Here is an 11,452-nt window from a genome sequence, read left to right on the forward strand (position 1 = left end):
TGCGCCTGAGCAGATTCCAGCGGACCTGTGTTCCTGCAACCCATACTTATCACCATTAGTTCCATATATCCCTGGTGGGACATTCAAAATGATATGTCCTTCGCATGATTCGGGTGCGATCGCCTAAAGCAGCTTCCATCTTGCGCTTTCCTAAAAATAGCAAAACAAGTCCCGATGTTAATGATCAGGACTTGTTTGTGAGTTATCCATAAGAATGGGGACGTCAAGGAAAAGCCCCGATGCAGCGTGCGGATTCGAGTTTGTGGTCTTCCTACAGCTCTCCAATCATTTGCAGCTCAATTTGCTTCATCCGGTAAAAATAGCCTTCTCGTTCCATTAGCTCCGAATATGCGCCTGTTTCGATTACCCTGCCTTGCTCCATGACTACAATCCTGTCCATACCTTCCAGGCCGGTAAGCCGGTGGCAAATGAACAGTAATGTATCTCCGGCGGATTGTTCGAAGAGATGAGCCAACACGCGCCCTTCCGTTACATAATCCAGCGAAGATGTCGGTTCATCCAGCAGCCATAACCGCCCTTTGCGGAGCATAACCCTTGCCAGCGCCAGACGCTGCTTCTCTCCGTCGGATAGGTTCTCTCCTTTTTCAAATATTGCATCAGTTAATGCCAGATCCGGCAGCTGGGCTTTAGCAAGAACTTCTAACAATGCCTCGTCAGACTGTTCTTCTCCATTCAGCAGCAGGTTGTCACGGACCGTTCCGCGGAAAAAGTGACTTTGCTGCAGCACGACATTAGAGGACTCCCAAATGCCTGACTCATCCAGCTCTTGAACCGAAATACCGTTTAGACGTATGTCACCGGATGCAGGCGCGCGCAGTTTAAGCAGCAAATCGATCAGGGTTGATTTACCGGACCCGCTGGGTCCGACTATCGCTGTTCTGGAGCCTGCCGGGAGCTGCAGCGACACCTCCGTCAGCGCCGGCCGCCACTCCTCTTCATATTGGAACGTAACGCCGGACAGCTCCACCGAAACAGCATCTCCTGCCGGCAGGGTGCGGCCCGGCTGCACAGGTAAATCACTGGCAGTCCCTACAGTTTCAGCCAGCCTTTTGGCCGCGTGCTCACTGTCTTGCTTATATGCAGGTAAAGTAGCCATAGCCGCAGCTTCTTCAAACACCGTCTGTGAGGCCATGACAAGCATCGCTAAAAACACGCCGGCCAGCGCACCTTCCATAATTAGATAGGCACTTAGCGTCAGTACACCCCAGGAAATAAAAAAGGTTACAAAGGTGTGCATCGCCTGTCCGCGCAGCAGATGACCGGCTGCACGCTGCTGCTCTGCTGTCAGTCCTGCAGAAGCAGCCTGGAGCTGCTGTTCCCGCTGTGGCAATTGCCCGTACACCTTCAGATCGCGGAAACCGTACAATACCTCGGTTACTTCCATTGACAGCAGCGCCCGCTGCTTACGGACACGGCCGTTTATCGACCGCTGGCCCAGCAATACGATTCCCGGTACAACCAATGCTGTCAGCAGCATTCCTGTTACAAACAGGCAAGCGATCCAGAACGAATAGGAAGCACTGAACACCATGGTTGCCAGAAAGACCGTTATGACGATAACCGGCGGATAAGCGACACGCAAAAAATAATGCTGCAGGCTCTCTACATCGCCGACAATCCGCGCAAGCAGATCTCCGCTACGGTTTTTGTTCAATATACCGGGCGTTAAAGGAATCAGCCTGGCAAAAAAGCCAGTGCGCAAGCGGCTAAGCATGGAAAAGGTTGCTCTGTGCGAATAAAGGCGCTCTCCGTAACGGCTTGCCGCCCGGAGGAGACCAAGCAGCTTGACCAGCGCGGTAAGTACGATCAAGGTGTAGAGCGGCGGCATAAAGACTGTCTGTGAAATCAGATACCCGCTTGCGGAAAAGAGGGCCACACCGGCTGCGCCGGCAATAAATCCTCCCAGAATCGAAAGGAGAATATCCTTACGCTCTGCTATCATGGCCTTGGACAAAATCGCCAGCTCATTCATGCTGACCCCCCTTTTCGCTGTATATCAACCATCTCGGCATATTGAGGCATGCGGTCAAGGAGCTCGTCGTGAGGTCCTGCCGCCGCTAATACTCCATGGTCCATAAACAAAATGCGATCCGCTTGCCGGATCGTATATAACCGGTGCGCGACTGTAATCATCGTTGCATGTTTGGCCAGCGCGGTTATGGAGCTTTGCAGGATTTGTTCGGTCTGCAAATCGAGGCCTACGGTAGGCTCATCGAACAAGATCAGGGCCGGCCGTTTCAAAAAGGCCCGTGCTAAAGCAAGACGCTGCTTTTCCCCTCCCGACAGTCCCCTGCCGCCTTCCCCGACATAGGTGCCCAGTCCCTGTTCCAGCCCGGCAACAAGCGGTGCAAGTCCCGCTTCCTCTGCCGCCTGCATGATTTCAGCCCTGGAGACATTACGCCCGGCACCGATTGCGATATTCTCAGCGAATGTACCTGCAAAAATATAAGGGTGCTGTGTAATGTAGCTGACCTGCCCAAACCATGAGTCTTCATCCCATTGCGCCTGCTGGCTTCCGTTCACCATCACTGTCCCTGATACCGGCTTCAGAAGCCCGGCAATGAGATGGAGCAACGTTGTTTTGCCCGAGCCGCTTTTACCGACAATGGCAACGTGCTCCCCCGGTCTTATGGAGACGGGTCCAGCCTTAAGCTCAAATGAACCGGGTGCATAATGGAAATGTACATCATTCAGCTCAATGGATGGTGGCACTCTTAGCAGCTTGGCTGAGGACTGCTGCTCCCTTTCCGGCTGTGTGCCGGAGCCGCCGCCCATTTCCGCAAGCATTTGCTCCACCTTACGGACCGCACCCATACTGGTCCGCCCGCTGTGAAAAGCGGTGCCTGTATTCTTGAGCAGGTTAAAAAACTCGGGAACGAGCAGCAGAACAAGAAAAGCCGTGTGGAACGGCATGGATTTGAACACGAGCAGCTGAATAGCCAATTCAAGGGCGACAATTCCGATGCTAAGCATGACGATGGATTCCAGCATAAAAGTATTCGTAAAGGCAACCTTCAAAATATCCATTGTAGCGTCACGGTAACCCCGGCTGCTGCGCTCAATTTGCTGCTGCTGGCGGCGGGACTGTCCAAATATTTTTAATGTCACCAGCCCTTGAAGCGAATCCAGAAATGTACCGGAGAATTCTGCAAGCTGTGCATACTTTTCTTCGGATTTGTTTTTCGTTTGCAGTCCCACCAGAATCATAAACAGCGGGATAAACGGTGCCGTAAACAGCAGAATAAAGCCGGTGTTAGCATGTAAGGTAAACGTAACCACCAGAATCAGAACCGGGATGATAGCTGCTTCGACCATCCGCGGCATGTAGTGACTGAAATAGCTGTCAGCCTCGTCCACTGCATCCAGAGCCACACTGACCTTCCCCCCCGTCTGACCCTGCAGGGTTGAAGGCATGGAAGCATGTGTAAGCTTCTGCAGCACGGCTGAACGCATATTTGCCTTAGCGGCGGCAGCCATAGCTAGGCCTATTCTTCCGTTTCCGTATAACAGCAAAGTACGGATAGCCATAACTGACAGCAGAAGAGCGAGCAGCATGGCAACCGAAGATAAGGAAGCCTTCTCCACGAAAATCCGCTGGACTGCTTCAGCCAGCAACCCGGCCTGACTTACAATGGCAATGCCAAGCATGAGCGAAAGGATGGTCAGCATAACAAGCCGTTTTCGTTGCCCTGACATTTGCTCAGCGATCAAGCTTGTTTTGTTGGTCATTTACTTCTTTCCTTTCACATAATCTGCGTCAAAGAGGAACAGCTTGAACACCAGAATCAGGGAAGGAATGAGCAAGCACATGCCGCCGATAAACACAATGACCAGCGCCAGGCCCATGGCCGGTGAAGTGATGCTGTTCTCGAGCGTAATGAACGGGTCCAGAATATAAGGATACTGCCCGATTCCGTAAGCGAAGAAGGCGCATAAAAATTGCAGCATGATGCTTATGAACGCCAACCCGTAACGGCGTCCGCTGTAGAGCAGCCACATGGCAATCATGAAGAAAGCAACGGAAAGCGCAAGCAGCCACCATAAATCCATCATATTTTGAAAATGCCGCTCGTTGTGCTGGCCCAAATAAATAAAGGCTGTCAATGCGGTAATAATGGTCGGTGTGCTCCAGAACAGTGCATAGGTACGCATAAGCTTCAGTGCGGAGTGATCCTCTGCCCGCGAAGCGTAAAAGGCCAAAAAGGAGGCGCTGATGAACAACACGGATACAATCGCCAAGCCTACAATGCTCCAGGATAACGGGTTGGTAAACAATGTCCAGTAATCCAGAGAAACGGTCTCACCCTGCTTAAAGATAAAGCCGCCTTCCGACAGGGTGAGCGCCACTGACAAGGATGCGGGAATCAGCAGCCCCGAAGCGCCGTACAGGAACAGATATACGATGTTATTTTTGGAGCCGTAATTCTCAAACGCATAGAACGAACCGCGGATCGCAATGAGTATAACCGCAATGCTTCCCGGAACAAGCAGCGCCGAGCCGTAATAATAAGCCGTATCCGGAAAGAACCCGACAAGTCCAATGTAAAAAAAGACGAAAAATACATTGGTAATCTCCCAGACAGGCGATAAGTAGCGGGAGATCAGACGGTTAATCAGATGATCCTGCTTCGTCAGCCGGGCATAAAAGGCAAAGAAGCCGGCTCCAAAATCAATGGATGCTACAATTAAATATCCGTATAAAAACAGCCAGAGCACTGAAATTCCAATCAGCTCGTAACTCATTTTGCGTGCTCACCCTTTACTGTTGATTTGTCGCCGGGATGCTGATTCCACTTCTCCATCTCGGTTTCTGCCGGATTGTTTTTGAACATGCGCCGCAGCACAAGAACACATACAGTGCCTAACAGGATGTACAGCAAAAGAAACACAAAAAACAGGATTCTCACGCTCGGTGATGTTGTAGCCGCCTCTTCTACACGCATATATCCCCTTAAGATCCAGGGCTGCCGACCAATCTCAGCGTAAAACCAGCCTAGCTCGACTCCCAAAAAGGCAAGCGGCGCGCCTAACGCGATCGCACGAAGCAGCCATTGGTTATGCTCATTGCGTTTTTTCCAGAATACAAACAGGAAATACAGGAATGAAATGCCTAATAGGGTGAACCCGACACCGGCCATCAGGTCAAACAAATAATGAACCAGGAGCGGCGGCTGCTCATCAGCAGGGAATTCATTCAGACCTGTCACTTCTGCATTAAAATCGCCAAAGGCGAGGAAGCTGAGCAGCTTGGGAATGTGAAGTGCGCCCAGAACCTCATGCTCTGCGTTAAGCCAACCTAACAGAATCAAATCTGCTCCGCTTTCCGTTTCAAAATGCCACTCTGCCGCAGCCAGCTTTTCCGGCTGATGCTCAGCCAAAAATTTCGCGGACACATCTCCAGCCAACGCGTTCAGCAGTCCAAACACCATAACTACAGCCATCATCAGCTTCAGCGCTTTTTTATGGTATTCCGAGGCGCCCTTTTTCAGGAGTGCGAACGCGGCAATGCCTGCCAGCAATGCGGCTCCGGTCAGATAAGCTGAGCTTAATACATGGAACACCTTGGAGAAAGTCGCTGTATTCAGCATCGCCTGCACCGGATTCACAGCTGAGAATTGCCCTCCTGCCATAGCAAAACCCTCAGGCTGATTCATGAACCCGTTTACTGTCGTGATAAAAACAGCAGACATCCCTGCACCGGCGACAATTGGGATCGTAAGGAGCCAGTGGATGTACGGTTTTTTGAACCGGTCCCAAGTATAGAGGTAAATGCCCAGGAAGATCGCTTCAAAAAAGAAAGCAAACACTTCCATAAATAACGGAAGGGCAATAACATTACCTGCAAGCTTCATGAAATTCGGCCATACCAAGGCCAGCTGCAGTGAAATTGCAGTGCCTGTTACAACGCCAACTGCAACAGAAATGACAAACCCGCGGGCCCATCTCTTTGCCATCAGCGTATAGTGTGGATCCTTTTTGCGTATGCCCATGAATTCGGCGATTGCGATCATTAGCGGAACCCCCACGCCAATCGTTGCGAAAATAACGTGGAATCCCAGTGTCAAGCCTGTCACCAGTCTGCTCCACAGCACTGTATCGATGCCCATTACGTTAGTGCCTCCTTATAAAAGCTGTTGGATATTTTAAAATATTATATCTTTAATTTAAACCAAAATGATTATGGTCACCTCTTTGCCTTTAAACGTTCATGAAAGCATCAACTCTTTCTAACATCTTGGTGAATAAGGTCGGAATACTCTTTAGAGCTATTGTTCGATAGGATATAACATGGTATAGCTCTTATTTTGCTACCTGAAATTCACATATTTTTAAGTCTGACAGGTACCTTATGAATGAATATATCGTCACGAAGCATGAGGTAGCTCATGACTAATGATCTTCGTATTTTTTGGTGATTATCCATCCTTTGTCTGTGCCGGTGCTGGCTACAACGAATCTACCATCAGTGTCATCAATGCTTACATTTATCAAATGGGGCTTCAGCAGGGCAGCTATTCCTATTCAACGGCTGTGGTTTGATCAAATCGATAATTGCCTTGATCTTATTATTGGTGGCAAACTCTATCTCCAAACGTTTGAATGATACCTACCCTTTTTTAAAAAAGGGATGGCCGTAAGGCCAAAAAAAAAAACAGTTACAGCGGTGTATGGATTCGTTATGTGAGGTTGGACGAGCCTTTCTTTTGTTTGGAATGCGGTTATCGGAACGTTATATAGTCTTATTAATATAAGTTAATCGCATTGGGTTGTACTAAAGAAGCATTTCATTTTAAGATAAATAGTATATATGGGGCGAAGTTGGTCGATCCCCGCTCGGTTTAATTAACTGGGGTTGCTAACATGCTGGCCGCACTTTCTTATAAAATTTTACCCTCCAGGAGTTTCCTCTAACCGTTTACCAATCCGTTCAAAAAACAGGATTCCGAGTTCTTCCTCCAGCATCTTCAGCAGCTGGCTAAAAAAAGGGGCGGAAGCATATTCAATCGCTTTGCCGCCCGGGTTAATACTTGATCTTCCTCTACAATGGCTACAAAATAGCGCAATTATGGATATCTACTCGCCATCACCCTTTTAATACATAAAACAGTTATTCAATACATCCCTCTTATCACTTATCAAGCAAAAAAGATAATAATTTATTTATCTTTATATAAAAATCATATGAAGATTAGAGCATTTAAGTATTGGCGCAACTTCTAATCATAGTGCTAATATACAACCAATGTAATATTAATTTACATTTATAAGTTAATATTACTAACATTCATATAAAGGGCGGGATTCGATGAAAAAGGTTCTGATGGTGTTTGCACTTGCGAGTACGGCGCTGACAAGCTTTACATTTGTAGCACCTAAGAATGTCTCTGAAGCTATGGCCGTTACTCCAACCTATGGAACTGTCGTAAGTTCCAGCAAGGAGGGACTGCTTAATCTGCAGACAGCCACAATTTTAGACATTCAGAAATTATTAGAGAGCGGAAAACTAACTTCTGTAGAGCTTACACAGATGTATGTCAACCGTATTAAGTTGATGAACTCCACTGGACCCAGTTTAAATGCCGTACGTTCCTTAAATCAGAATTGGTTTAAGGAAGCCCTTGCTGCGGACCAAGCCCGTAAAGCGGGAAAGGATACCGGGCATATGCAAGGAATTCCTGTTCTTCTCAAAGATAATATTGATGTTAAAGGCATGCCAACAACTGGCGGCTCGCTTGCTTTAGTTAATTCTTATCCTGCTGAGGATGCTCCATTAGTGAAATCATTAAGAGAAGCTGGAGCTATTATTTTAGGCAAAGTCAATATGCATGAACTGGCCGGATGGGTAACCTTCAGTTCGCCGGAGTCCTACAGTTCACTTGGCGGTATGGTAAGAAACCCTTATGACGCAAGCCTACCTCCCGGATCTTCAAGCTCCGGTTCGGGTGTAGCTGCTGCAGTAGCTATGAGTTCAATTACTGTAGGAACAGATACGGGCGGTTCTATTATGAATCCGACTGCTATTGAATCTCTCGCCGGGATCCGTCCGACAGTAGGACTGATCAGCAGAACAGGCGTCATACCAATCAGCTCAAGTCAGGATACACCCGGACCTATGGGCAGAAATGTAACTGATATTGCGATTGCATTAACGGCTATGACAACCGGAGTGGATGAACTGGATAACAAAACCTTAAACAGCGGTCCATATGACAGCACCGACTACACACAATATCTCTCGGTTAATGCACTGAAAGGTGTAAGGATCGGTGTTCCGCTGGTTAGTCTAACGGGGGACAAGAAGATACTGTGGGACGCAGCACTCTCGAAGCTGGAGGAGCAAGGCGCAAGCCTGGTGAGCATCCCCCTAGATATGAGCAATACAGGGGTTGGGGACATGTTCATCTATACTTATGAATTCAAAGAAGGCATGCAACTATATCTGAACCGCCTGCCCGCTGAAGCTCCAATCAAGACCGTTAACGAACTGGCTCAATATTACCGCGATCACCCTGACACCATGCTTAAATTCGGAGCGGATAATCTATTCAACTCTGAAAAGGTAGACCTTGTAAAGGATCATGCCAGATCTATAAAAATCCGCCAAAAAGAGCTGGCAAACTCCAAAGATGTTATTGACCGGCTAGCTAAAATTTACGAAGTTGATACATTTGTTTTCCCTGACGGAAGCTCGGTTGCAATGTCGCAGAAATCCGGTTATCCTGCAGTGGGGGTACCCGCCGGATATCAGGCATCGAACCGCAACCCGTTCGGTATTTCCTTCCTGGGAAATGCCGCTTATACTGAAGGTCAATTGCTTGGATATGCATATGCTTATGAACAAGCAACTAAACTCAGACAATCTCCCGAGGAAACTAACCCTTCGCTCTTTATGTGTATAGTTGCTGAAAAACCCGCCTATTGCGCACCTTAATAATATCAGCAAAGAAGCTGGCTATGGATATCCTTAGCCAGCTATACTTTATTTCCTCTTTCTTATGAGTAATTCATGTAATTCGCTAACTAACGCCTGAATTAAGATTAACGCTCCTCTGATCCGCAGCCTTTTCGAGCAATGGATAACCCTGCTAATATTCTAATTTCCCCTACTTTATCAAAATGGATTAGGCTGTTTCTTTGTAATTCAAACACACACTTTCATCAGATAAGGAACAAAAAAAGGCCTAAAGAGTGGAGGCGAAAATTATTCTACTACCCAATTTAGGTCTTGCCCGCCGAACAGTAACACCCTATATTGGATTATGCTTTATGAAGTTGTAGTTGTTAAAAAATTATCTTAATAAGCTGCGATCCTCGAGTCACATCTCATAAAACGCTTACATGAAAACTAAAATCTGGCTTTTATAAATGAAAGAGGGCATTGACCTCTCCTTTGAGACAGAAAAATTTCTATTAAAAAGCCGCTGATAAAATTAAATCAGCGGCTCGTGTGACATTTTATTATACAACCACTGTCATCAAGTAATCTCCACGCTGAACTTCAGCTTCAGTAGTCTTCAATAAATCAAGATAATTCGCGGAATTCGTTACAATAACAGGGGTAGCTACAACGTATCCCGCTGCCTTTATCTGTTCGATATTAAACAAAAGAATTAATTGGCCTCTTTCCACACGGTCCCCCTCTTGAACTTGTTTTTCAAAATGTTTTCCTTTCAAGCGAACCGTGTTTACTCCAATATGAATTAAAAGCTCAACACCTTCGTCGGAAGTGATTCCAATAGCATGGCCTGTAGGGAATATTGTAGTGATGGTTCCGCTAACAGGAGATGTCAGTCTCCCTTCCGATGGATCTATAACGATCCCTAGTCCCATAGCCCCTGAGGAAAATGCTTCATCCGGCAAAGATTTAAGAGTTTGGACCACACCTTGAAGCGGACTTTCAATAATTTCTTTTTTCAGTACAGCCCCCTCCGGTGTGATGACAGAACTTCGTTAGTATGTGAACCTTGTACTGGTTCTTGCTCTATATCTTTGAAACCAAGCATCATAACAAGAATTAAAGCCAGAACAAAAGCGACGATCAGACCAATGATGACGGAAAGAAAACCTGTTCCTATATAAGTCGGCAATGCTAACAGACCAGGCAAAGAGTAAGCTACCGCCCGTGCTCCACCTACTCCAATGATGGCGCCGCCCACAGCTCCAGCGATACAAGCATAAATAAATGGTTTTTTCAGTTTCAGCGTAACGCCATAGATGGCCGGTTCTGTGATTCCAAAAACAGAGGTAATCACTGAAGAACCAGCAAGAGTTTTAAGTTGTTTATCTTTTGTTTTCAAGAATACTCCCAAGACTGCTCCCGCTTGGCTCAAAATAGCTGCTGCAAGCAGTGGCAGCATTGTATCGTACCCAAGTTCTGCGATGTTACCGAGCACGACCGGTACAAAACCCCAGTGTACGCCGAAAATAACAAACACCTGCCAAAACGCACCCACAACAGCTCCTGCAAACAAAGGACTCAGATTATAAATCCAGCTGTAGCCCGTAGCAAGTCCACTGCTCACCATAGATCCTAACGGACCAAAGACGAGGAAAGTCAACGGAATAACAACTACCAGCGACAACATAGGCACCAAAATATTTTTGACTGACGAGTGAACAAATGAATTAAACCCTTTTTCCACATAAGACTGTACCCATACGGCCAAAATTATCGGGATGACGCTAGAGGAATAATTCATCAGCACCACTGGCAGTCCAAGAAAGGATAGTTTCTCAGTGGCATTTACCGCCGCAATAACGCTAGGATATACTAGTGCTCCCGCAATAGCAATCGCCACAAACATGTTGGATTTAAATTTACGCGATGCTGTTACAGCAAGGAATAGTGGAAGGAAATAGAAAACGCTATCAGAAGCGGCATTCATAATTAAATAAGTTCCGCTTGTGCTGTCAAGCCAATTTAAAAATAGAAAGAGTGCCACTAATCCTTTAGTAGTCGAGCCCCGGCCAAAGCACCCAGCATTGGGGAAAAAATGCTCGAAATAATGTCAACAGCTTTACCCAGCAGCTTATTTTTTCCGGAGGATTCCTCCTTTTTGGAAGAACTATCTGTATTACCGATGCTCATACCTTCAATCATTTTTTCATAGATCGGTCCAACATTGTTACCTACAACAACTTGAAACTGACCGCTGCTCTCCACCACAGTAATGATACCGGGGGTTTTTAGAAGTTCCTCTTTGTTTGCCTTTTTCCTATCTTTCAGTTGGAATCTCAATCTTGTTGCACAGTGGAAAACTGAATCTACGTTCGTTGATCCACCGACAAGTTCAAGAATTTGAGAAGATAATGCTTTGTCGTTCATATATAACCCTCCTCCCACTATAAATTAATATTTTCTCTTGTTTGCTCACTCGTTCACTGGTTTTCATCCATTGACAGATTGGGAGTTGGAATAGTCATGTAAGAA

The 11,452-nt window shown here is 46.8% G+C and carries 6 protein-coding genes and 1 pseudogene; 2 read left to right on the top strand and 5 right to left on the bottom strand.

The genetic code is table 11. The annotated features are described in order from the left end of the window. Window positions 1–271: 271 nt before the first annotated feature. The 4 genes from cydC to M2108_RS19600 are packed head-to-tail and all read right to left on the bottom strand — an operon-like array spanning window position 272 to window position 6,128. Window positions 272–1,993: a thiol reductant ABC exporter subunit CydC gene (cydC, locus tag M2108_RS19585; protein ID WP_277471053.1), complete on the bottom strand. Its 1,722-nt coding sequence runs from the start codon at window positions 1,991–1,993 to the stop codon at window positions 272–274. After that, window positions 1,990–3,750 carry a thiol reductant ABC exporter subunit CydD gene (cydD, locus tag M2108_RS19590; RefSeq protein ID WP_277471054.1) on the bottom strand — a complete coding sequence of 587 codons (1,761 nt, stop codon included), beginning with the start codon at window positions 3,748–3,750 and terminating at the stop codon, window positions 1,990–1,992. Before cydD ends, cydC begins: the two co-directional genes overlap by 4 nt. After that, complete coding sequence (locus tag M2108_RS19595) at window positions 3,751–4,764, bottom strand: cytochrome d ubiquinol oxidase subunit II (protein WP_277471055.1); 1,014 nt, start codon at window positions 4,762–4,764, stop codon at window positions 3,751–3,753. It lies immediately after the preceding gene. Further along, a complete protein-coding gene (locus M2108_RS19600; protein WP_277471056.1) occupies window positions 4,761–6,128 on the bottom strand; it encodes a cytochrome ubiquinol oxidase subunit I in 1,368 nt (455 codons plus the stop codon). Before M2108_RS19600 ends, M2108_RS19595 begins: the two co-directional genes overlap by 4 nt. A 286-nt stretch (window positions 6,129–6,414) precedes the next feature. Between M2108_RS19600 and M2108_RS31445 the strand changes: the two genes are divergently transcribed. Both M2108_RS31445 and M2108_RS19610 read left to right on the top strand, forming a co-directional pair. Beyond that, complete coding sequence (locus tag M2108_RS31445; RefSeq protein WP_346780577.1) at window positions 6,415–6,561, top strand: hypothetical protein; 147 nt, start codon at window positions 6,415–6,417, stop codon at window positions 6,559–6,561. A 766-nt stretch (window positions 6,562–7,327) separates the two neighbouring features. Next, a complete protein-coding gene (locus M2108_RS19610; protein ID WP_277471058.1) occupies window positions 7,328–8,953 on the top strand; it encodes an amidase family protein in 1,626 nt (541 codons plus the stop codon). 527 nt (window positions 8,954–9,480) lie between these two features. On the opposite strand, the pseudogene M2108_RS31635 reads toward M2108_RS19610, so the two are convergent. Continuing rightward, window positions 9,481–11,347 (bottom strand): annotated as a pseudogene (locus M2108_RS31635) (beta-glucoside-specific PTS transporter subunit IIABC). Window positions 11,348–11,452: the final 105 nt, after the last annotated feature.

The organism is Paenibacillus sp. PastM-3, from assembly GCF_029893965.1.
In the GTDB taxonomy this organism is placed as follows: Bacteria; Bacillota; Bacilli; order Paenibacillales; family Paenibacillaceae; genus Paenibacillus_AQ.

Coding starts and splice junctions, on each gene's coding strand:
- cydD (WP_277471054.1), bottom strand. CDS start 3,750: ATGACCAACAAAACAAGCTTGATCGCTGAGCAAATGTCAGGGCAACGA.
- M2108_RS19610 (WP_277471058.1), top strand. CDS start 7,328: ATGAAAAAGGTTCTGATGGTGTTTGCACTTGCGAGTACGGCGCTGACA.
- M2108_RS19595 (WP_277471055.1), bottom strand. CDS start 4,764: ATGAGTTACGAGCTGATTGGAATTTCAGTGCTCTGGCTGTTTTTATAC.
- M2108_RS31445 (WP_346780577.1), top strand. CDS start 6,415: ATGATCTTCGTATTTTTTGGTGATTATCCATCCTTTGTCTGTGCCGGT.
- cydC (WP_277471053.1), bottom strand. CDS start 1,993: ATGAATGAGCTGGCGATTTTGTCCAAGGCCATGATAGCAGAGCGTAAG.
- M2108_RS19600 (WP_277471056.1), bottom strand. CDS start 6,128: ATGGGCATCGATACAGTGCTGTGGAGCAGACTGGTGACAGGCTTGACA.